General features: G+C 56.6%; 18 protein-coding genes and 1 pseudogene. 12 read left to right on the top strand and 7 right to left on the bottom strand.

Annotation, left to right across the window (positions count from 1 at the left end; genetic code table 11):
• The first annotated feature begins 308 nt into the window (after positions 1 to 308).
• The 3 genes from MYY08_RS03640 to acnA all read left to right on the top strand — a co-directional run bounded on the left by MYY08_RS03640 (position 309) and on the right by acnA (position 3,794).
• Entirely contained in the window at positions 309 to 470 is a 162-nt protein-coding gene (locus MYY08_RS03640; RefSeq protein ID WP_084970150.1) for a YmiA family putative membrane protein, read from the top strand.
• Between the two features lie 2 nt (positions 471 to 472).
• Entirely contained in the window at positions 473 to 637 is a 165-nt protein-coding gene (locus MYY08_RS03635; RefSeq protein WP_156462395.1) for a YciX family protein, read from the top strand.
• A gap of 481 nt (positions 638 to 1,118) precedes the next feature.
• On the top strand, positions 1,119 to 3,794 hold the full coding sequence (gene acnA / locus MYY08_RS03630; protein WP_084970151.1) for an aconitate hydratase AcnA: 2,676 nt from the start codon (positions 1,119 to 1,121) through the stop codon (positions 3,792 to 3,794).
• A gap of 33 nt (positions 3,795 to 3,827) precedes the next feature.
• Here acnA and ribA read toward each other — a convergent pair whose 3' ends face one another.
• Positions 3,828 to 4,421, bottom strand: a complete 594-nt coding sequence (ribA, locus tag MYY08_RS03625) for a GTP cyclohydrolase II (RefSeq protein ID WP_038625925.1) — start codon at positions 4,419 to 4,421, stop codon at positions 3,828 to 3,830.
• A 232-nt stretch (positions 4,422 to 4,653) separates the two neighbouring features.
• Between ribA and pgpB the strand changes: the two genes are divergently transcribed.
• From pgpB to yciH, 5 genes are all read left to right on the top strand, one after another.
• Positions 4,654 to 5,424, top strand: coding sequence for a phosphatidylglycerophosphatase B (gene pgpB / locus MYY08_RS03620; protein WP_038625927.1), 771 nt, complete (start codon positions 4,654 to 4,656; stop codon positions 5,422 to 5,424).
• A 144-nt stretch (positions 5,425 to 5,568) separates the two neighbouring features.
• Entirely contained in the window at positions 5,569 to 5,874 is a 306-nt protein-coding gene (locus MYY08_RS03615) for a LapA family protein (RefSeq protein WP_084970152.1), read from the top strand.
• 6 nt (positions 5,875 to 5,880) lie between these two features.
• Complete coding sequence (gene lapB / locus MYY08_RS03610; protein ID WP_038625931.1) at positions 5,881 to 7,050, top strand: lipopolysaccharide assembly protein LapB; 1,170 nt, start codon at positions 5,881 to 5,883, stop codon at positions 7,048 to 7,050.
• Between the two features lie 278 nt (positions 7,051 to 7,328).
• Positions 7,329 to 8,051 (top strand): orotidine-5'-phosphate decarboxylase, encoded by a 723-nt coding sequence (gene pyrF / locus MYY08_RS03605; protein ID WP_038625933.1) that lies wholly within the window; start codon positions 7,329 to 7,331, stop codon positions 8,049 to 8,051.
• Entirely contained in the window at positions 8,048 to 8,371 is a 324-nt protein-coding gene (gene yciH / locus MYY08_RS03600; RefSeq protein ID WP_038625934.1) for a stress response translation initiation inhibitor YciH, read from the top strand. Before pyrF ends, yciH begins: the two co-directional genes overlap by 4 nt.
• An 87-nt stretch (positions 8,372 to 8,458) precedes the next feature.
• On the opposite strand, the gene osmB is transcribed toward yciH, so the two are convergent.
• Positions 8,459 to 8,674 (bottom strand): osmotically-inducible lipoprotein OsmB, encoded by a 216-nt coding sequence (gene osmB / locus MYY08_RS03595; protein WP_288013221.1) that lies wholly within the window; start codon positions 8,672 to 8,674, stop codon positions 8,459 to 8,461.
• A gap of 395 nt (positions 8,675 to 9,069) precedes the next feature.
• On the opposite strand from osmB, the gene araD reads away from it, so the two are divergent.
• The 3 genes from araD to MYY08_RS03580 all read left to right on the top strand — a co-directional run bounded on the left by araD (position 9,070) and on the right by MYY08_RS03580 (position 11,929).
• The gene (gene araD / locus MYY08_RS03590; RefSeq protein WP_038629983.1) at positions 9,070 to 9,771 is read left to right on the top strand and encodes an L-ribulose-5-phosphate 4-epimerase; all 702 of its coding nucleotides are present in this window, start codon (positions 9,070 to 9,072) and stop codon (positions 9,769 to 9,771) included.
• A gap of 166 nt (positions 9,772 to 9,937) precedes the next feature.
• Entirely contained in the window at positions 9,938 to 10,921 is a 984-nt protein-coding gene (gene kdgT / locus MYY08_RS03585; protein ID WP_084970153.1) for a 2-keto-3-deoxygluconate transporter, read from the top strand.
• A gap of 141 nt (positions 10,922 to 11,062) precedes the next feature.
• Positions 11,063 to 11,929: a crotonase/enoyl-CoA hydratase family protein gene (locus MYY08_RS03580; protein ID WP_038625937.1), complete on the top strand. Its 867-nt coding sequence runs from the start codon at positions 11,063 to 11,065 to the stop codon at positions 11,927 to 11,929.
• A 9-nt stretch (positions 11,930 to 11,938) separates the two neighbouring features.
• Here MYY08_RS03580 and pdeR read toward each other — a convergent pair whose 3' ends face one another.
• The 5 genes from pdeR to MYY08_RS03555 all read right to left on the bottom strand — a co-directional run bounded on the left by pdeR (position 11,939) and on the right by MYY08_RS03555 (position 21,049).
• Entirely contained in the window at positions 11,939 to 13,924 is a 1,986-nt protein-coding gene (gene pdeR, locus MYY08_RS03575) for a cyclic di-GMP phosphodiesterase (RefSeq protein WP_084970154.1), read from the bottom strand.
• A 223-nt stretch (positions 13,925 to 14,147) separates the two neighbouring features.
• Positions 14,148 to 14,435 (bottom strand): YbdD/YjiX family protein, encoded by a 288-nt coding sequence (locus tag MYY08_RS03570; protein ID WP_038625939.1) that lies wholly within the window; start codon positions 14,433 to 14,435, stop codon positions 14,148 to 14,150.
• A complete protein-coding gene (locus tag MYY08_RS03565; protein ID WP_038625940.1) occupies positions 14,428 to 16,494 on the bottom strand; it encodes a carbon starvation CstA family protein in 2,067 nt (688 codons plus the stop codon). The genes MYY08_RS03570 and MYY08_RS03565 overlap by 8 nt, the downstream gene beginning before the upstream one ends.
• Before the next feature lie 192 nt (positions 16,495 to 16,686).
• Positions 16,687 to 18,618: an exoribonuclease II gene (locus MYY08_RS03560; protein ID WP_288013210.1), complete on the bottom strand. Its 1,932-nt coding sequence runs from the start codon at positions 18,616 to 18,618 to the stop codon at positions 16,687 to 16,689.
• Between the two features lie 124 nt (positions 18,619 to 18,742).
• Positions 18,743 to 21,049, bottom strand: coding sequence for an FdhF/YdeP family oxidoreductase (locus MYY08_RS03555; RefSeq protein WP_038625943.1), 2,307 nt, complete (start codon positions 21,047 to 21,049; stop codon positions 18,743 to 18,745).
• 245 nt (positions 21,050 to 21,294) lie between these two features.
• On the opposite strand from MYY08_RS03555, the pseudogene MYY08_RS03550 reads away from it, so the two are divergent.
• Positions 21,295 to 21,523 (top strand): annotated as a pseudogene (locus tag MYY08_RS03550) (PTS transporter subunit EIIC); the annotation flags it as partial.

Raw genomic sequence — 21,523 nt, 5'->3', positions numbered from 1 at the left:
CTGCCAGGACTATTCTCATACTCAAGTTAAACCAAGCCGCAACCGTAGACGACAGGCAGTTCGGAAATGTTTTATCAGGTATTAATTGGACCGGTTAGCCGATTTCGTAACGTTATTTGAGTTAAGTAAAGATTAAAAACGGGTGGGTTAGTTAAGTTTTGCTGATAGGAATTTATATCAACGATAAATAGTACTAATCGTTGAATGCAAGAAAAATAGCTGGATTTTTGGTCTTAAAATGTTTAGGATTTCTCCTAAAAGCTGATTGGTGTTAACAATCATTTTATTGAGAGTGATTATCAAAAACTATGGCTATGAGAATATCAGTACAACCTGGCGTTCAGGACAATTCTACCAACACAGCCCGCAACGGCATGAGCATTCGTCGTAAAGCTTGGCTTGCAGTGTTTGCTGCTTCCGGCCTGTTTTGGATAGTTGTCGCCTTACTGGTTTGGCAGATGTGGAGTTAATTATGTGGGAACAAGCATTGCGTATCAAAGCGCAGCCGGTCCGCAAATTAAAAACGGGCGGCTGCCCACCTAAGCCGCAGGAAAAAGTGATGATTCCGGAAGAGTGGAGTCTTAACGATGCTCAGCGCAGTTTTATTGAATTAATGCTCGATAACAAAAATAAATAAATCATAATTATTCGCATTAACACAGCAATCAAAAATAACTATTCATTTTTCCTTCCTGTTTATCGCCAGCGCGATCGGGGCGTCTTTATACCGCCTGATAAATTTAAACAATCACAGCATTCGGTAGAATCTATTTAGAGCGTTAAATAGATTCGGTGTTCTCTGTCTGGTGGTCGGAAATCGACCTGAGAGGGTGTCTAATGAATATTTCAATGTTCTCGTTTTTTAGCGCTTCTGCCTATTCACTGTTGGTGTGGGTGACTGCCGCCTGGCTGTTCATGCAATAACCTCTCTCACCGTGATTTTCGATTCGGCGCCCCGTCTGTCTACAGCGGGGCGTTTTGCTTTTCCGCCCGTGCGCTTTTCCTTCCCGACGTGTCAATTCGTGTTGTTATCAAAACGTTAACTTGAGTTTGTACTATCTTTAACACAGACCTTGTCATCCCTCGGGTTATTAAGATCATTATAAAAAGGAGGAGCTATGTCGTTATCCCTGCGAGATAAGAGCCTGGATACGTTGGATGTGAATGGTCAACGCTACCATTTCTTTAGTCTTCCGCGTGCCGCTCAGCAGTTAGGCGATCTCTCCCGCTTACCGAAATCCCTGAAAGTTTTGCTGGAAAACCTGCTGCGCTGGCAGGATGAAAGCTCTGTTACCGCCGAAGATATTCAGACGCTGGCCGACTGGCAGAAAACCGCCCATGCCGATCGCGAGATCGCCTATCGTCCCGCGCGCGTACTGATGCAGGATTTTACCGGTGTGCCGGCGGTCGTGGATTTGGCGGCGATGCGCGAGGCGGTTAAACGTCTCGGCGGCGATGTGTCGCGCGTGAATCCGCTTTCGCCGGTGGATCTGGTAATCGACCACTCTGTCACCGTTGATCGCTTTGGCGACGACGATGCGTTTGGCGAAAACGTCCGTCTTGAGATGGAGCGCAACCACGAGCGTTACGTTTTCCTGCGTTGGGGGCAAAAAGCCTTCGACAAGTTCCGCGTCGTGCCGCCCGGCACCGGCATCTGCCATCAGGTTAACCTTGAATATTTGGGTAAGGCTGTCTGGCATGAAGAGCAGGACGGCAGACAGATCGCTTATCCCGATACGCTGGTTGGCACCGATTCCCATACCACGATGATCAACGGCCTCGGCGTGCTGGGGTGGGGCGTAGGCGGCATTGAGGCGGAGGCCGCCATGTTGGGTCAACCGGTATCGATGCTGATCCCGGATGTGGTGGGCTTTAAGCTGACCGGCAAGCTGCGTCCGGGCATTACCGCTACCGACCTGGTGCTGACCGTTACGCAGATGCTGCGTAAACATGGCGTTGTCGGTAAATTCGTTGAGTTTTACGGCGACGGCCTTGACGATCTGCCGTTGGCGGATCGCGCCACCATCGCTAATATGGCGCCGGAGTATGGTGCGACCTGCGGCTTTTTTCCTGTCGATAACGTCACGCTGGGCTATATGAAGCTCACCGGTCGCAGCACAGAACAGGTAGCACTGGTTGAAGCCTACACGAAAGCGCAGGGGCTGTGGCGCGAGCCTGGCGAAGAGCCGGTTTTCACCAGCACGCTGGCGCTTGATATGCACGAGGTGGAAGCGAGTTTAGCTGGCCCGAAACGCCCGCAGGATCGTGTATCGCTGGCGGCTGTGCCGCAGGCGTTCCAGCAGAGCCATGAGCTGGAGCTGAACCATGCGCAGAAAGAACATCATCCGGTAGTCTACCGCGACGGCGAAAATGAATATGAGCTGAGTGACGGCGCGGTAGCGATCGCCGCCATCACCTCTTGTACCAACACGTCCAACCCCAGCGTGCTGATGGCCGCGGGCCTGCTGGCGAAAAAAGCAGTGACGCTGGGACTGCAGCGCAAGCCGTGGGTGAAAGCTTCGCTGGCGCCGGGATCGAAAGTGGTTTCCGATTATCTGGCGACGGCGCGCCTGACGCCTTATCTCGATAAGCTCGGCTTTAACCTGGTGGGCTATGGCTGCGCCACCTGTATCGGCAACTCCGGCCCGCTGCCGGAAAATATCGAAGGCGCGATTAAAGAAGGCGATCTGACCGTGGGCGCGGTGTTGTCGGGCAACCGTAACTTTGAAGGCCGTATTCATCCTTTGATTAAAACCAACTGGCTCGCTTCGCCGCCGCTGGTGGTCGCCTACGCGCTGGCGGGCAATATGAATATTAATCTGCAGGACGATCCGATCGGCGAAGACAAGACCGGCAAACCGGTTTATCTGCGCGATATCTGGCCGACGCCGGATGAGATCACTGCGGCAGTGCAGCAGGTCTCCAGCGATATGTTCAATAAAGAGTACGCCGAGGTGTTCGACGGCACGCCGGAGTGGCAGCAGATCAGCGTCAGCGAAGCGGCGACCTATAACTGGGATGAGGGCTCAACCTATATTCGTCTGTCGCCTTTCTTCGACGATATGGAGAAAACGCCGCGACCGGTAGAAGACATTAAAGGCGCACGCATTCTGGCAATGCTGGGGGATTCGGTCACCACCGACCATATTTCGCCCGCAGGCAGCATCAAGGCGGAAAGCCCGGCCGGGCGCTATCTGCTGGAGCGCGGCGTAGAGCGCGGCGACTTTAACTCCTACGGTTCGCGACGCGGTAACCACGAAGTGATGATGCGCGGCACCTTCGCCAATATCCGCATCCGCAACGAAATGGTGCCCGGCGTGGAAGGGGGCATGACGCGCGTCGGGCCGGATGGCGAACCGATGTCGATCTATGACGCCGCCATGATCTGGCAGCAGCAGGGCGTCCCGCTGGCGGTGATCGCCGGGAAAGAGTATGGCTCCGGCTCCAGCCGTGACTGGGCGGCGAAAGGGCCACGTCTGTTAGGCGTACGCGTGGTGATTTGCGAATCTTTTGAGCGTATTCACCGTTCCAACCTGATCGGAATGGGCATCCTGCCGCTGGAGTTCCCGCAGGGCGTCACGCGTAAGACTCTGCAACTGACGGGCGACGAGCTGATTGATGTTGAAAATCTGGCTGACCTGACGCCGGGCGGCACGGTGAAGGTGACGCTGACGCGCCCGGACGGCCGTCAGGAGGTGCTGGAAACGCGCTGCCGCATCGATACCGGCAATGAGCTGACCTACTATCAGCATGACGGCATCCTGCACTATGTGATTCGCAATATGCTGAACTGATAAAAAAGCCGGGCTTAGCCCGGCTTTTCTTTATCACGATTTCGGCAGCAGATGTCCCATCTTTTCCGCTTTGGTATCGAGATAGTGCGCGTTTTCAGGGTTGCGCCCGACAATCAGCGGCACGCGCTCAACGATATTGATGCCCGCTTCGCTGAGGATCTCCACTTTACGCGGGTTATTCGTCAACAGACGGACTTCATCTACGCCCAGCAGCTTGAACATATCGGCGCACAGCGTGAAATCGCGCTCATCTGCGGCGAAGCCGAGATGGTGGTTAGCTTCGACCGTATCGTAGCCTTTATCCTGCAGCGCATAGGCGCGAATTTTATTCAGCAGGCCGATATTGCGGCCTTCCTGACGATGATAGAGCAGAACGCCGCGCCCCTGTTCCGCAATGGCGTTCAGCGCCGCTTCCAGCTGGAAGCCGCAGTCGCAGCGCAGGCTGAACAGCGCGTCGCCGGTCAGACATTCGGAATGTACGCGCGCCAGCACCGCTTCGCTGCCGCTAATATCGCCAAATACCAGCGCGACATGATCGTGGCCGGTAGCCAATTCTTCGAATCCCACCATGAGGAAATCGCCCCAGGGCGTGGGCAGTTTAGCTTCTGCCACCCGTTTAAGCTGCATGTGACTCTCCAGAACCGTCATAGGTTGCGCTATCATCAAAGTAGCGCGTCGTGGTCAGCTTGACCGAAATCAATGCGTGCTATTTTGCCATAACCCGCCGTGCTACAGGTAATCCGTCACAACGATTGATGCGATAACGCACGATTATCCACGTTATTATGGTTATGTTATTCATTTATAAACTATTATTAAATCTCTCTATTCGTTTTCAGGTTAATGATAAGGAAGCAGCATGCTGGAGATAGCAAAACGCACCGCCCTGGGCGCTCTGTTACTGTCGGTGATGCCGTTGTTGATATGGCTTTCCGGCTGGCAGTGGCAGCCTGGCGCCAGTGGACCGGGGCTACGCTTCCTGTTCTGGATGACGGAAACCGTGACGCGACCCTGGGGTATACTGACCAGTGCGATTCTCTGCGCATGGTTTCTCTGGTGTTTGCGCTTTCGGTTAAAGCCTGCGCTGTTTCTGCTGGCGATCATGATTACGGCGATCGTGGCGGGGCAGTACACCAAATCCTGGATCAAAACGCTGGTGCAGGAGCCGCGGCCCTATGTGCTCTGGCTTGAGAAGACGCACGGCGTGCCGGGCGATCGCTTTTATCAGCTCGATCGGCAGGCGCGCGGCCAGATGGTAGAGCGGCTGGTGGCCGATGATAATCATATTCCGCTGTGGCTGAAGCGCCACTGGGCATTTGAAACGGGCTTCGCTTTTCCGTCCGGGCATACCATGTTTGCCGCCAGTTGGGCGCTGCTGGGAGTCGGACTGCTGTGGCCGCGTCGCCACCGCAAAACCGTCGCGCTGCTGATGATCTGGGCAGCCGCGGTAATGGGCAGCCGGGTGCTGCTGGGAATGCACTGGCCGCGCGATCTGCTGGTCGCTACCTGGATCAGCTGGCTGTTGGTGACGCTGGCGACCTGGCTGGCGCAGCGGCTGTGCGGGCCGTTAACCATCCCGCCGGACGAACATCAGGAGATCGCGCAGCGTGAAGAAGAGAAAAAATCCTGATTGCAAAGCGCTTTTCCGGCCCCATAACCTGTACATGACAACAAAATAATGACCGGGATGTTATCTTTAGCCGGTTTCTGATCAAGCATCCTTATAACATTTTTGGCATAATCCTTTGGCTTACACCGAATTACAGGACGAAACGTGAAATATTTACTGCTCTTTTTACTGGTTCTGGTGATATTCATCATCTCCGTTACGCTCGGCGCGCATAATGACCAGGTTGTCTCATTTAACTTCCTGATCGCACAGGGCGAATATCGTATTTCCACGCTGCTGGCTTCGCTGTTCGGCGCGGGATTTGTACTGGGCTGGGCGATATGCGGCCTTTTCTGGCTGCGGGTGCGCGTGGCGCTGGCGAATGCCCAGCGCAAGCTGAAGCGTCTGCAGCAGCAAACTGTGCAGACTGAAAACGTGACTCCGTCACCCACGACCGTCGTCAAGGAATAACTCTCCATGTTGGAACTGCTGTTTCTGTTACTGCCCGTGGCCGCCGCCTACGGCTGGTACATGGGGCGCAGAAGTGCGCAGCAGGATAAACAGCAGGAAGCCAACCGTCTGTCGCGCGACTATGTGACCGGCGTAAACTTTCTGCTCTCAAACCAGCAAGATAAAGCGGTCGATCTGTTTCTTGACATGCTGAAAGAGGACAGCGGCACGGTGGAGGCGCACCTGACGCTGGGCAACCTGTTTCGCTCTCGCGGCGAGGTAGACCGCGCGATACGTATCCATCAGTCGCTGATGGAAAGCGCCTCGCTAAGCTACGACCAGCGTCTGCTGGCGGTGCAGCAGCTGGGCCGCGATTACATGGCGGCGGGGCTGTACGATCGGGCGGAAGAGATGTTTGGCCAGCTGACCGACGAAACCGATTTTCGTCTCAGCGCGCTACAGCAGCTGTTGATCATTTATCAGGCCACCAGCGAATGGCAGAAAGCGATCGATGTCGCTGAAAAGCTGGTGAAGCTCGGCAAAAGCCGCCATCAGATGGAAATCGCCCATTTCTACTGCGAGCTGGCCCTGCAGGCGATGGGCAGCGACGATCTCGATCGCGCGCTCGGCCTGTTGAAAAAAGGGGAGGCGGCGGATCGTCAGAGCGCGCGCGTTTCCATTATGATGGGTCGTATCTTTATGGCGAAGGGGGATTACGCCAGAGCGACCGGTCATCTGCAACGGGTGATCGAGCAGGACAAAGAGCTGGTCAGCGAAACGCTGGAAATGCTGGAAATCTGCTATCAACATCTGGCGCAGCCGGAAGCCTGGGCGGACTATCTGCGCCGTTGCGTGGAGGAAAATACCGGCGCGCAGGCTGAGCTCTATCTGGCCGATATACTTGAACATGAGCAGGGCGCCGAAGTGGCGCAGGTCTATATCAATCGTCAGTTGCAACGCCATCCGACAATGCGCGTCTTTCATCGCTTGATGGACTTTCATCTGCATGAAGCAGAAGATGGGCGCGCCAAAGAGAGCCTGATGGTGCTGCGCGATATGGTGGGTGAGCAGATCCGCACCAAACCGCGTTACCGCTGCCAGAAATGCGGCTTTACCGCCCACGCGCTTTACTGGCACTGCCCATCCTGTCGGGCATGGTCTACCGTTAAGCCGATCCGCGGGCTGGATGGCCAGTAACGGCGCGCCGCCCTGCGTCGCGTCTGTCTCCGGCCCCGACGTTCCCTGTTGAAATCCCTGTTCGCGCCGCAATCGCCAGGCGTGAATTATCCCTATTAGTTACAACATACTAAAGGCTAAACCTTATTCTCCGCCTCAACGGCGCGGAAAATTCGCCTGACAGAGCGAGAATGGCGATGTGCGGCGTAGCTTAAGACTGTTTTCCACTGCGCCGCGCAGGTAGAATGCTTGCCGTTTTCCCCTGCGCCGTGCGGTGCCCCACAGTTGAAGGAATAGACATGTCACAATCTCAAAACCGAACTGATTCGCCTGTTCTGGTCGCGCTTGATTATGCTGACCGCGACCGCGCGCTGGCCTTTGTCGACCGTATCGATCCCGCCAGTTGCAGAATGAAAGTAGGCAAAGAGATGTTCACGCTCTTTGGGCCGCAGATTGTGCGTGACCTGCACCAGCGTGGTTTTGAGGTATTTCTCGATCTGAAATTCCACGATATCCCTAATACCGTGGCGCATGCAGTGGCCGCCGCCGCCGAGCTGGGCGTCTGGATGGTGAATGTCCATGCCAGCGGCGGGGCGCGTATGATGACAGCTGCCCGCGAAGCGCTGAATGGCTTTGGCGATGACGCGCCGCTGCTGATTGCGGTAACGGTGTTGACCAGCATGGAAGCCGCCGATCTGCTTGATATCGGCATTACGGCGACGCCGGCGGAACATGCGGCGCGTCTGGCGCGACTGACGCAGCAGTGCGGCCTTGATGGCGTAGTCTGCTCGGCGCACGAGGCGGCGCAGTTCAGGCAGCAGCGGGGTCAGGCGTTTCAGCTTGTGACGCCGGGCATTCGTCCGGCAGGCAGCGAGGTGGGCGATCAGCGGCGCATTATGACGCCGGTAGAGGCGCAGCAGGCGGGCGTGGACTATATGGTGATTGGACGTCCGATCACCCAGTCCGACGATCCGGCCGCCACGCTGCAAGCTATTCTGACTTCACTGAAGGAGCGCGTATGAGTAAAGACAATCCACTGGTCTATTCTACCGACGGCGGGCGCATCGCACAGCCGGAGCTGAAAGCGGCGCGGCCAAAAGGCGACGGCATCGTGCGTATTCAACGGCAGACCAGCGGGCGCAAGGGTAAAGGCGTGTGCTTGATCACCGGCCTCGATCTGGATGATGCGGAACTGACGAAGCTGGCGGCGGAGCTGAAGAAAAAATGCGGCTGCGGCGGGGCGGCGAAAGAGGGCGTTATCGAGATTCAGGGCGATAAGCGCGATGAGCTGAAAGCGCTGCTGGAAGCGAAAGGCTTTAAGGTCAAGCTGGCCGGCGGTTAATAAAAAACGAGGCCGCTCAATAAGCGGCCTCGTCAGAGAATAATAAGCAGATGCGCTGCGTAGCCTGTAATTATTGTAAATTATGCATCAGTCAATGTGGTGACCGATAATACCACCAACTGCGGCGCCGCCAATGGTGCCTAAACCGCTGCCGTTGGTCAGCACGGAGCCGCCAATTGCGCCGGCGCCAGCGCCGATAGCTGTGTTGCGATCGCGTTTGGACCAGTTGCTACAGCCTGAAAGCGACATCACGACCACAGCGGCCAGTACAGTAGCGGAAATGCGTTTTGCATTCTTTGTCATAATAACTTCTCCTTAATTGTTGCTCACAGAGGAAACCCTTTAAGTATAGACGGCTCACTCTGCGTATCAGGTCCGCTGACGGTTTATTTTAGATCGGTTCACATCCCTGTTCATGCCGCTTGCGCAACAGAACTGCACAGATCCCGATCCTGCTTTATGCGCCAGGAACAGCAATTACCTTCTAACCATAAGGGTGCTAACAATCACCCCCGGTTCAATTGCATAAACTAATTATAGGCACTACCAAAAGTTACAACAGGTTAAAAACTCCTAAATAAGCGCGCAAAAATCGCTTCACAGCAAAATTGCGCCGCCTAATCAGCCAGCGCTTCCATACCTTTGCCGCGCCAGCCCCTTAACAATAGTGCATTCACAGAATGCTGGAAGGGAAAATTATGCTGGAACAACTCAAAGAACAGGTGCTTGAAGCAAACCTGGCGCTGCCGGAGCACAATCTGGTGACATTTACCTGGGGCAACGTCAGCGCGATTGATCGCGAGCACGGTCTGCTGGTGATTAAACCTTCCGGCGTCAGCTACAGCAGCATGAAACGAGAGGATATGGTGGTCGTGGCGTTAGAAAGCGGCGAGATCGTAGAAGGGGATAAACGTCCTTCATCCGACACCGATACCCATCGCGCGCTCTATCTCGCCTGGCCCGATGTCGGCGGCATCGTTCATACCCATTCGCGCCATGCGACCATCTGGGCGCAGGCGGGACGTGATATTCCCGCCTGGGGCACCACCCACGCGGATGATTTCTACGGCGCCGTTCCCTGTACGCGCATGATGACCGATGAGGAGATTGCCGATCGTTATGAGTGGGAAACCGGTAACGTGATTATTGAAACCTTGCGTCAGCGCGATATTGCGCCGCTGGCAATCCCGGCGGCGCTGGTTTACTCCCACGGACCGTTCGCCTGGGGCAAAGACGCGCATGCCGCAGTGCATAACGCAGTGGTGCTGGAGGAGCTGGCTTATATGGCGCTGTTCAGCCAGCAGCTCGCGCCGGCGCTTCCGGCTATGCAGCAGGCGCTGCTTGATAAACACTGGTTGCGCAAGCATGGCGCCAATGCTTATTACGGGCAAAAAAGCTGACGCCCTTCACAAAAACAAACTGCTGTTCATTTAATAATGAAACAACGTTTTAATTTCACAGACAAGATCACTGTTTCTGAAAGTGAATAGCGCTATGTTGTCGCCATCGCCCTTATGGGCACGCAGGATTGATCCGTCGTCTTGCTTAACTAAGGTGGGAGACAACATGCAAATTAAACGCGCTATCGATAAAATTCCGGGCGGCATGATGCTGGTGCCTCTGTTTCTGGGGGCGCTTTGCCATACGCTGGCGCCGGAAGGCGGGAAGTATCTCGGCTCTTTTACCAACGGACTGATGAGCGGAACCGTTCCGATTCTGGCCGTCTGGTTCTTCTGTATGGGCGCATCGATTAAATTGAGCGCCACCGGCACCGTACTGCGCAAATCGGGCACGCTGGTAGTGACTAAAATCGCCGTTGCCTGGGTGGTTGCCGCCATTGCCTCGCGCATCGTGCCGGAGAACGGCTTTGAAGTCGGCATGTTCGCCGGGCTGTCAACGCTGGCGCTGGTCGCCGCAATGGATATGACCAACGGCGGACTTTACGCCTCATTGATGCAGCAGTACGGCACTAAGGAAGAGGCAGGCGCTTTTGTGCTGATGTCGCTGGAATCCGGTCCGTTAATGACCATGGTTATTCTGGGCACTGCCGGCATCGCCTCGTTTGAGCCGCACGTCTTTGTCGGCGCGGTACTGCCGTTCCTGGTGGGCTTCGCGCTGGGCAATCTTGATCCGGAACTGCGTGAGTTTTTCGGCAAAGCGGTGCAGACGCTCATCCCGTTCTTCGCTTTCGCACTGGGCAACACCATCGATCTCTCAGTGATTGCGCAAACCGGCCTGCTGGGCATTATGCTGGGCATCGCCGTCATTGTCGTGACCGGCATTCCGCTGATTATCGCCGATCGACTGATTGGCGGCGGGGACGGCACGGCAGGCGTGGCCGCCTCCAGCTCGGCGGGCGCGGCGGTCGCAACGCCGGTGCTGATTGCAGAGATGGTGCCGCAGTTCAAACCGGTAGCGCCAGCCGCCACGGCGCTGGTCGCCACCTCGGTTATCGTTACCTCGATTCTGGTGCCAATCATTACTGCGGTTTACTCGAAGAGAGTGAAAAGCCACCGCGTCGCAGCCAGTCAGCGCGCCGCGATTAAATAAGACTCCTTTCGCCTCTCCGGTTGCGCAATCGGGGAGGTTTTCTGTTTTTTATCTTAAAAATCAGTCCTTCATTCAGTGTTGTCTCGCTCTGCATTACGCTGGTGTTGCGTTTAACGCATCAATTATACAGAGGATGAGACTATGTCAGTGATTAACCAACCCACCTGCAGACTGTTCACCGAAGCTGGACAAACTACCCAACTCGATGCTTATTACGAAGAGGAGCGCCGCACCATGTGGATGATGTTGCGTGCGGAGCCGCGTCCTTCCTTTAATCACGGGCTGATAGAGGAGATTATGAACCTGAGCTATGCCGCGCAGCGCTCCGGCCTGCCCATCGATTTTTGGGTGACCGGTTCGCTGGTGCCGCAGATGTTTAACGCGGGTGGCGATTTAAGCTTTTTCGTTGATTGCATACAAAATGGACGGCGTGAAGCGCTGCGCGCCTATGCGCGCGCCTGCGTGGACTGCATTCACGCGGCGGCGCGCGGTTTCGACACCGGCGCGGTGACTATCGCCATGGTGGAAGGCAGCGCGCTGGGCGGCGGCTTTGAAGCGGCTCTGGCGCATCACTTTCTGTTGGCACAGAATAATGCCCGCATGGGTTTTCCGGAGATCGCATTTAACCTTTTTCCGGGAATGGGGGGCTACTCGCTGGTGGCGCGGCGCGCGGGGATGAAGCTGGCGGAGGAGTTGATTTGCGAAGGGGAGAGCCATACCGCCGAATGGTTTGAAACGCGCGGTCTGGTGGACCGGCTGTTCCAGCCGGGCGAGAGCTATCGCGCCACCCGCACTTTTATCGATACGCTGCGTCCCAAGCTCAATGGCGTTAAGGCGATGCTGAAAGCGCGTCAGCGCGTGCTGCAGTTAACCCGCGCTGAGCTGATGGATATCACGGAAGACTGGGTCGATTTCGCTTTTTCCATTGAAGAAAAGGATATCGCCTATATGGCGCGGCTGGTTCAGCTGCAAAACCGTCTCAGTTCGCAGCTGCGTAAAGCCAGCTAACGGATTAAATTAAGGCTTGGCAGGACGCTGAGCAAGCCAATGCTCCAGTTGGTCTGCGGGCATTGGCTTCCCGTAATAGTAACCCTGCCGCTCATCTACGCCGTTCTCCAGCAGAAACTGCTCCTCCAGCTCCGTTTCCACGCCTTCGGCAATCACGCGCAGATGCAGCGCCTTCGCTACCGCCACGATCGCATGTACCAGCGACTGTGAAACCGGACGTTCATTAACGCTGCGGACAAAACTCTGATCGAGCTTAATGGCGTCAATCGGCACGCGCGCCAGCTGTGACAGCGACGAATAGCCAGTACCGAAATCATCAAGATGCACTTCGGCGCCCAACTCACGGAACTGATTCATCAGACGCAGCGCCTGCTGCTCATTTTCAATCAAACAGCTTTCGGTCAGCTCGATATCAATAGGGCTGACGCTGATGCCGTTCTGTTGCAGCGCCTCTTTTAAATCGTTATAGATGCTTTGATCGAGCAGCTGCCGTGCGGAGACGTTCACCGCGACGCGCAGGTGAATGCCCTGGCGCCGCCATGCGATAATCTGCTGTAACGCCGTCAGCATCACCCAGCGTCCGAGCGGCACAATCAGACCGGACTCTTCGGCATAGGAGATAAATTCGTTAGGCGGGATCATGCCGCGTTCTGGCGAAAGCCAGCGCACCAGCGCCTCGGCGCCGACCACTTTGCCGCCTTCGCTGATTTTAGGCTGATAATGGATTATCAGCTGTTGGTGCTCCAGCGCTTTGCGCAGGTTGGTATCGAGCCAGAGATATTCAAAGACCCGCTGGTTCATTTCCGGCGAAAAGACGCAAGCCTGACCGCGGCCGTTCTCTTTGGCGTGATACATCGCCGTATCGGCGTTGCGAATCAGACTTTCGCGATCTTCGCCATGGTGCGGCGCCAGCGCGATGCCCACTGAACAGCCGGTATAAACTTCGATCAGACCGATGCGGAAAGGCTGACGCAGACGCGCCAGGATGCGCACGGCCAACGCCTCCAGCGCTTCCTGGGTGGTTTTTTCCGCCAGCACGATAAATTCGTCGCCGCCGAGTCGTCCCAGCGTCTGTTCCGGCTCCAGGCAGGAGAGCACCGCCAGCGAAACCGCCTGCAACAGCTGATCGCCGAACATATGCCCGTAGGCGTCGTTGACCTTTTTAAAGTTATCAAGATCCATATAGACCACGCCGACCTGCCGATCTTCACGCTTTTCCAGCACTTCGGTCATGCGCTGATGAATGGCGTTGCGGTTCGGCAGACCGGTCACGGTATCGGTATTGGCCAGCACGCGCAGTCGCTCCTGCGCCCGGCGTTCTTCAGTAATATCGGTGCCGGAACAGATCAGAAAGATTTCATTTTTGCCGCTGCCGCTGTGGACGAATTTATTGCGGAACAGAAACAGGCGCTGACCTTTGCGCGTTTTGACCCAGCGCTCCACCTCATAAGAGCTGCCGTCACGGAAAAAGCCGGTGATATTGCGGCGCGACGCCAGCGCTTCCTGCTTGGTCATAAAGAGCTTAAACACGTTGCGGCCAATCACTTCCTGCTCTTTCAGGCCGGTATATTCTTCGCTGAGGCGATTGAAACGCTGAATGTTGCCGTGCTGATCGAGAATAACGATGACCGAATTGGCTTCTGAAACCACCTGTTCGGCAAAAGAAAGCCCCTGGGTTAGATCCCGCGCCACGGATGAGGTGTCACCCCAGGCGGAGGCGGTGCCGGCCCATTCATCCTGATTGATCTTGCGGCCGACAAAATGCATCGGCAGTTCTTCGCCGCGTAAATTAATCACCAGGTTAACGCTGGAGGTCACCACCGTCATAGCGCGCAGCAGCTGCGCCTGAGAGGAAGAGAGCGGCACGGCGAGATTCGTTTCCGCCAGCTCTTCGCGTGACAGCCGGAGTGCATCGCTGTCGGATGTAAGGTGCCAGTAGGGGCTGCGGGTGCCAAACAGCGTAAAGAGCAACGTTTGTCCCTGATCTTCAAGCATATGGACCGTCCTGTAAGCAGATCGCGCGACTATTGTTATTTTAGTAATACTTTCCGGCCAAATATATAAGCACAGCACACTCATGGAAGAATATTTTTCTCGCAAAAAATTAACATTTTACGCGGCCGACAACAATAAGGCGCCATGTATTATGGCGCCGGATGGATTGAATTTACATTGTGATGCTAACAGCCATCGTCGAAAGGTAACACTTGTTGATGTTTCAACAGGGGCACTTTCCGATTTTGCCGCCCTTGCTGGGGAAGCGCGCTTCCAGACAGTAGCGATGAAAGGCTTTTTCCGTCATCGGCGTCGCCGCTGGATGATGCTGTTGCATATGACGCAGATAGTTTTGATAATCCTGCACGCCCACCATCAGACGGAAACTTTGCGCCAGACGTTGCCAGAACAGGCGCAGCCCTCGCGGTGACGGCGCGCTGGCCGGCGCCAGCGGACGACAGCGATAAATTTTTCTCGTTTTAGGAGGCGCCAGCGAAAAAAAATCAGACATGACGGGCCTCCTTACGCAGCGCCGCGTCGGTCTCATGCGTAGTGGGGCGTTCGCTTTTCAGCGCGCGGCGAATGACAAAGAACGCGGCGATCAGCATGGTAACCGCCACCAGCATAAAGAAAGCGCAGAGCGCGGCGTTAATCTGATTGCTTAACACAATGGTCTGCATATCCGCGACGCTTTTCGCCGGCGCGATCACCACGCCTTCATCAATCGCCTTGCTGAACTTATTGGCCTGGGCAAGAAAACCGATCGCGGGTTTTTCATGGAAGATTTTCTGCCAGCCAGCGGTCATTGAGGTAACAAACAGCCACGCCGTTGGCAGAATCGTCACCCAGGCGTAGCGCTGTTTCTTCATCTTAAACAGCACCACGGTGCCCAGAATCAGCGCCATCGACGCCAGCATCTGATTGCCAATGCCGAACAGGGGCCAGAGGGTATTGATGCCGCCCAGCGGATCGACCACGCCCTGATAAACGAAAAAGCCCCAGCCCGCCACCGCTACGGTGGTGCCCGCCATATTGCCGAGCCAGGAGCGGTTGTTCGCCAGGCCCGGAATCAGCGTACCGGCCAGGTCCTGCACCATAAAACGGCAGGCGCGGGTCCCGGCGTCGACGGCGGTAAGAATAAACAGCGCCTCGAACAGAATAGCGAAGTGATACCAGAAGGCCATCATTGCGCGGCTGTTAAACACGTCGGTAATAATATGCGCCATGCCGACGGCGAAAGTAGGCGCGCCGCCGGCGCGCGACAGGATCGACGCTTCGCCGACGTCGCGCGCGATGCCGTTCAGCATCTCCGGCGTCACCACAAAGCCCCAACCGTTAATCACCTGTGAAGCGTTTTCCACGGTCGTGCCGATCAGCGCCGCCGGGGAGTTCATCGCGAAGTAGACGCCCGGATCGATCACCGAGGCGCAGATCAGCGCCATGATCGCCACAAACGACTCCATCAGCATCGCGCCGTAGCCGATAAAGCGGATGTGGCTTTCCCGCTCCACCAGCTTGGGCGTCGTGCCGCTGGAGACCAGCGCATGAAAGCCGGAAATCGCGCCGCAGGCGATGGTGATAAACAGGAAGGGGAACAGCGCGCCGGAGAAAACCGGGCCGCTGCCGTCGATAAAGCGTGAAATTGCCGGCATCTTCATCTCCGGCATGGCAAAAAGAATGCCGATCGCCAAGCCGACGATTACGCCGATTTTCAGGAAAGTGGAAAGATAATCACGCGGCGCCAGCAGCAGCCATACCGGCAGTACCGAGGCGATAAAGCCGTAGGCGACCAGCACCCAGGTCAGGGTGGTCCCCTTCAGCGTAAAGAAGGGGCCCCAGTAAGGGTGCTGCGCAATATCGCCGCCGTAAATAATTGCCGCCATCATCAGCACAAAGCCGATAATCGATACCTCTGCGATTTTGCCGGGGCGCAGAAACCGCATCCAGATGCCCATAAACAGCGCGATTGGAATGGTGGCGGCGATAGTAAACAGGCCCCAGGGACTGTTCGCCAGCGCTTTTACCACCACCAGCGCCAGCGCCGAGAGGATGATAATCATCACGCCCAGCGCGCCGAGCATGGTGATCACGCCAGCGAACGCGCCCAGTTCCTGACGCGCCATTTCGCCCAGCGAGCGACCGTCGCGGCGCGTAGAGATAAACAGCACCAGAAAATCTTGCACTGCGCCCGCCAGCATCACGCCCACCAGAATCCAGATAGTGCCGGGCAGAAAACCCATCTGCGCCGCCAGAATCGGTCCAACCAGCGGACCGGCTCCGGCGATAGCGGCAAAGTGATGGCCAAACAGCACCCATTTGTTGGTGGGCACGTAGTCGAGTCCGTCGTTATAGCGCTCGGCAGGGGTTATTCGATTGTCGTTAAGCTCAAAAATATTTCTGGCGATAAACAGACTGTAAAAGCGATAGGCGATGCTGTAGCAGGCCACCGCAGCGACCACCAGCCAGACGGCGTTAACCGGCTCGCCCCGATTAATCGCCAGCATGGCGAATGCAAACGCGCCAATCAACGCCACGGCTAACCAGATCAAACCGGTTTTGACGTTTCTCATGACTAACTCCTTGTTAGATCCAGAGGGAAGAGGGTCGGAAGGAATAACAAGTTAAAAATAATTTAATGAATTGTTAAAGAAAGGGATATTTAAGAGAAGTGTGAGGCGGCAGGCGTTTTTTACTGCGGGGCGGGCAACGCGATAAGGAAAAAAGAAGGGACAGCGCAGACGCTGTCCCTGGGGGCAATCTAATTAGGCTGCCGGACGTGCGACGATGCTGCGAGTTTCCATCCGTACTTCGGCGATGGTCACCTCAATCACGTCGGTCACGCGATACACCACTTCGCCTTTTACCTGTACCGTACCGTTTTCCTGGCTGCATACCAGCTCATCGCGCACGGCGTGAATGAACGGGGCCGGAATAAAGGCGACGGCACCGTTATCCAGCAGGCGCACGCGCATGCCGCCGCGGGAAACGTCAATGATCTCGGCGCTGAAACGGGTATCGCTGCCCGCCGCTTTTTGCAGGAAGCGCGCGTAGAGCCAGTCGCTAACGTCGCGTTCAGCCATACGGTTCAGACGACGACGCTCGCCCATCTTCAGCGTCACCTCTTCGGTTGGGCGCTGGGCGCTTTCACCACGGATAATCGCTTTCAGCAGACGATGGTTGACCATATCGCCATACTTACGGATCGGGGAAGTCCAGGTGGCGTATGCTTCAAGGCCGAGGCCGAAATGCGGGCCAGGCTCGGTGCTGATTTCCGCAAACGACTGGAAGCGGCGGATACGGCTGTCGAGGAACTGGGTCGGCTGCGCGTCCAGCTGGCGACGCAGCTCGCGGAAACCTTCCAGCGTCGCCATCGCGGCGGCGTCGGCGGTCACGCCGTGGTTCGCCAGCACGGCCGCCGCCTGTTCGGCATTTGCAAGATCGAAGCCCAGGTGAACGTTATAGATGCCGAAGCCAAGCTTCTCGCGCAGCACCATCGCGGCGCAGATGTTGGCGGCGATCATCGCTTCTTCCACAATGCGGTTGGCGATGCGGCGCGGCTCGGCGATAATGTCCAGCACTTCGCCTTTTTCACCCAGCAGGAAGCGGTAGTCGGGGCGATCTTTAAACACCAGCGCATGCTGCTGGCGCCATTGGACGCGCGCCTGGCAGAGACGATGCAGTAAACGGATCTGCTGCGCGATCGCTTCACTCTGCGGCTGCCATTCGCCGCTGTTCTCCAGCCAGTCGGAAACCTCGTCGTAAACCAGCTTGGCTTTCGATTCGATCCAGGCGGCGAAAAATTGCACGTCGGAGAGCGCGCCGTCCTGCGCCACGGTAACGCGACAGGCGAGCGCCGGGCGGCGTTCGTTGGGACGCAGTGAGCAGACGTTGTCAGAAAGTTCGCGCGGCAGCATCGGGATATTAAAGCCCGGCAGATAGTTGGTGAACGCGCGCTCGGCGGCCATGGCGTCCAGCTTGCTGTCGGCCGGCACCCAGGCGGTCGGATCGGCAATGGCGATGGTCAGACGCAGCGCGTTGTCCGCCAGTTCTTCGACATAGAGCGCATCGTCCATATCTTCGGTGCTGGCGCTGTCGATGGTGACGAAATCGAGCGCGGTGAGATCTTCGCGTGCCAGTTGCTCGTCCAGCATCTCGCTGAATTCAACCGCTGGGGCTTCGCGCTCCAGATTGTGACGTGACAGTGTCACCCACCACGGCGCCAGATGATCGTCGCCGGTGGTGATAAATTCGGTAAGCTCCGCGTAAAATCCACGATCGCCTTTTAACGGATGGCGACGCATTTCCGCCACGGCCCAGTCGCCTGCCTGAAAATCATGATGCAGGCTACGCACAGGACGGCAGGGAATGTTGTCTTTAATCAGCGGATGATCGGGAACGATAGAAAGGCGGTCATCTTTTTTCTGCACCCGGCCAACAAAGCGCGTCAGGAATGGCTCAACCAGCGTCTCCGGCTCGGCGATTTCGCGGTCTTTATCGGTTTGCAACGCAGCGATAACGCGGTCGCCCGCCATCACTTTTTTCATCTGCGGCGGCGGAATAAAGTAGCTTTTCTGCGCATCGACTTCTAAGAAACCGAAACCTTTTTCGGTGCCTTTTACCACCCCTTCGACACGCGGCGTCTGGGCATGGAGCTTCTCTTTGAGCTGCGCAAGCAGCGGATTATCCTGGAACATAGTTGAATTCAGTTTCGTGGCCTAAGAGCGGCAGACAGTTTTACGCGATTACCTGTTCTGCGGCAAGGTGTAATAAACGTAAAAAGCCGGAAAGATCCGGCTTTTTACACGGGCTTACAGGCTATCAGGCAATACGCTGCGTGACCACTTCAGGCGTCAAAGAAATTTTCACCGGCACCGATTTGGAGGTCGGCGTGCCGCTGCCGTCGCCAAAGCTGGAAAGGGGCACCAGCGGGTTGGTTTCCGGGTAGTAGGCCGCCAGGTTGCCGCGCGGAATGTTATAAGGCACCAGCTTAAAGCCGCTGACGCGACGGGTGATGCCGTCATTCCACAGGGTTTCGATATCAACGTTCTGACCGGCCTCGTAGCCCAGTTCGCTCATATCTTCCGGGTTGATGAACAGCACTTCGCGCTGGCCGTACACGCCGCGATAACGGTCATCGAGGCCGTAAATCGTAGTGTTGTACTGGTCATGCGAGCGCAGCGACTGCAACGTAAACGGCACTTTGACGTCGCCCAGCTGCGGGAATAGCGAGGTCGGCAGCGCGGCGGCGCTGAAATGCGCTTTGCCGCCCGGCGTGTTGAAACGCAGCTCCGCCGCGGCGTTGCCCAGATAGAAGCCGCCCGGCTGCTCGCACTTCTTATTGAAATCGGCAAAGCCCGGGATGGTCGCGGCGATATGATCGCGGATTTTGTTGTAATCCGCCGCCAGCGCCAGCCAGTCGACCTTAAAGCTGCTGAGCACCGCATTGGCGATGCCTGCCACGATAGCAGTTTCAGAACGCTGCGTATCGGCCAGCGGTTTGCCGACGCCTTCAGAGGCGTGCACCATGCTGAAAGAATCTTCTACGGTAATAAACTGCGAACCGGTCGCCTGAATATCCTGCTCGGTACGGCCCAGCGTCGGCAGAATCAGGCTCTCTTTGCCCGGCACCAGATGGCTGCGGTTCAGCTTGGTGCTGATATGCACGGTCAGGCCGCAACGCTGCATCGCTTCTTCGGTGCGCGGGCTATCCGGCGCGGCGGCGGCAAGGTTGCCGCCCAGCGCGATCAGCACTTTGATCTCGTCGCGCAGCATCGCTTCCAGCGCTTCAACGGTGTTGTGGCCCGGCGCGCGCGGCGGTTCGAAATTGAAGTGATTCGCCAGCGCGTCGAGGAACGCCTGAGACGGCTTCTCATCGATGCCCATCGTACGGTTGCCCTGCACATTGCTGTGGCCGCGCACCGGGCAGAGGCCGGCGCCTTTCTTGCCGAGCTGTCCAAACAGCAGCTGCAGGTTAACAATCTCGCGCACGGTGTCGACGGAGTGTTTATGCTGCGTGATGCCCATCGCCCAGGTACAGATAACGCGATCGGCGCTCTGATAGATTGCCGCCGCTTCGCGCAGCTGCTGCTCGCTCAGGCCAGACTGCTGCTCGATCTGCTCCCAGCTGGTAGCGTCTACCGCCGCCAGATAATCTTCCACGCCCTGCGTCGCCGCGTTAATAAAGGCTTCGTCAAACAGGCCTTTTTCGCCCGCGGCGATGCGGGCGCGATGGGTTTCCGCCAGCGCCTTGACCATGCCGCGCACCGCGGCCATATCGCCGCCCAGGTTCGGCTGGTAATAGGTAGAGCTGATGGCGCCCGCTTTCGAGGTCACCACTTCCAGCGGTTTTTGCGGATCGGCGAAACGCTCCAGTCCGCGCTCGCGCAGGGTGTTGAAGGTGACGATCTTCGCGCCGCGATCGGCGGCGTGACGCAGGCTGTGCAGCATGCGCGGGTGGTTGGTGCCAGGGTTCTGACCAAAGACGAAAATCGCGTCCGCGTGATCGAAATCATCCAGACGGATAGTGCCTTTGCCCACGCCGATGCTGCGCTTCAGGCCGCTGCCGCTCGCTTCGTGACACATATTGGAGCAGTCGGGGAAGTTGTTGGTGCCGACCATGCGGCCAAACAGCTGATAGAGCCAGGAGGCTTCGTTGCTGGCGCGCCCGGAGGTGTAGAGCTCCATCTGATTGGGGTTATCCATCGCGTGAATATGCTGGGCGATCAGCGCGAAAGCGTTGTCCCAGCTGATCGGCTCGTAATGGTCGGTCAGGCGGTTATAGCGCAACGGTTCGGTCAGGCGGCCCTGATATTCCAGAAAATAGTCGCTCTGCGCATAGAGTTTGCTCACGCTGTGGGCGGCGAAAAACTCGGCGTCGATAAAGCGGCGCGTCGCTTCCCAGGTCACCGCCTTGGCGCCGTTCTCACAGAAGCTGAAGGTGCTTTTGTTGTCGTCGCCCCAGGCGCAGCCAGGGCAGTCGAAGCCTTTGGCCTTATTCATGCGCATCAGGTTACGCATATTTTTCAGCGCCTGTTTGCTGTCGATAACGAAACGGGTCGTGGCTTCGAGAGAGCCCCAGCCGCCCGCCGCGGCCTGGTACGGTTTAATTTGCGATTTAAATTTCATGATGAGTGCAGGTTTCTGGTGTGTATGAATTGTTAATTATTTATTGCTTCTTTTGCGGAGGAGTCTGCGGCGAGTTAAATATTTTGTCTAATTGATTGACTTAATGGTGTGATAGTTTTCCTTTATCGCGCGGCGGGAAAATGTGAGGTTGTTCAAACTTTGTTCGTTGACCGCAGCGGGCTGTGCGGTGCTAAGCGTCTCACTGGCTAATACTGAAGCTTTCTGGCCAGCAACAGAGACGATTTATGAAAGATTTTACCAGTAAAGTTCACGCGTTCGGCAAAGCATTGATGATGCCTATTTCTGTCATAGCCGCAGCCGGTATTTTCCTGGGCGTCGCTGCGGCCATGCAGAATCCCGCCATAACCGGCGACGCGTTCGCCAATATGCAGACGCCGCAAATTATTATCGGCTTTATCCGTAAAGTGGCGGGGGCGTTGTTCGCCAACCTGCCGGTCTTTTTTGCCGTTGCCA

This window comes from Mixta sp., assembly GCF_024610815.1.
GTDB classification, from domain to species: Bacteria; Pseudomonadota; Gammaproteobacteria; order Enterobacterales; family Enterobacteriaceae; genus Mixta; species Mixta calida.
Note: the sequence above shows the minus strand (reverse complement) of the source record. Positions and strands in the feature narration are given on the sequence as shown.

Bases quoted from the DNA above. Each gene is read 5' to 3' on its own strand.
- MYY08_RS03640 (WP_084970150.1), top strand. From the start codon at position 309: ATGGCTATGAGAATATCAGTACAACCTGGCGTTCAGGACAATTCTACC.
- MYY08_RS03635 (WP_156462395.1), top strand. From the start codon at position 473: ATGTGGGAACAAGCATTGCGTATCAAAGCGCAGCCGGTCCGCAAATTA.
- acnA (WP_084970151.1), top strand. From the start codon at position 1,119: ATGTCGTTATCCCTGCGAGATAAGAGCCTGGATACGTTGGATGTGAAT.
- ribA (WP_038625925.1), bottom strand. From the start codon at position 4,421: ATGCAGCTTAAACGGGTGGCAGAAGCTAAACTGCCCACGCCCTGGGGC.
- pgpB (WP_038625927.1), top strand. From the start codon at position 4,654: ATGCTGGAGATAGCAAAACGCACCGCCCTGGGCGCTCTGTTACTGTCG.
- lapB (WP_038625931.1), top strand. From the start codon at position 5,881: ATGTTGGAACTGCTGTTTCTGTTACTGCCCGTGGCCGCCGCCTACGGC.
- pyrF (WP_038625933.1), top strand. From the start codon at position 7,329: ATGTCACAATCTCAAAACCGAACTGATTCGCCTGTTCTGGTCGCGCTT.
- yciH (WP_038625934.1), top strand. From the start codon at position 8,048: ATGAGTAAAGACAATCCACTGGTCTATTCTACCGACGGCGGGCGCATC.
- osmB (WP_288013221.1), bottom strand. From the start codon at position 8,674: ATGACAAAGAATGCAAAACGCATTTCCGCTACTGTACTGGCCGCTGTG.
- araD (WP_038629983.1), top strand. From the start codon at position 9,070: ATGCTGGAACAACTCAAAGAACAGGTGCTTGAAGCAAACCTGGCGCTG.
- kdgT (WP_084970153.1), top strand. From the start codon at position 9,938: ATGCAAATTAAACGCGCTATCGATAAAATTCCGGGCGGCATGATGCTG.
- MYY08_RS03580 (WP_038625937.1), top strand. From the start codon at position 11,063: ATGTCAGTGATTAACCAACCCACCTGCAGACTGTTCACCGAAGCTGGA.
- pdeR (WP_084970154.1), bottom strand. From the start codon at position 13,924: ATGCTTGAAGATCAGGGACAAACGTTGCTCTTTACGCTGTTTGGCACC.
- MYY08_RS03570 (WP_038625939.1), bottom strand. From the start codon at position 14,435: ATGTCTGATTTTTTTTCGCTGGCGCCTCCTAAAACGAGAAAAATTTAT.
- MYY08_RS03565 (WP_038625940.1), bottom strand. From the start codon at position 16,494: ATGAGAAACGTCAAAACCGGTTTGATCTGGTTAGCCGTGGCGTTGATT.
- MYY08_RS03560 (WP_288013210.1), bottom strand. From the start codon at position 18,618: ATGTTCCAGGATAATCCGCTGCTTGCGCAGCTCAAAGAGAAGCTCCAT.
- MYY08_RS03555 (WP_038625943.1), bottom strand. From the start codon at position 21,049: ATGAAATTTAAATCGCAAATTAAACCGTACCAGGCCGCGGCGGGCGGC.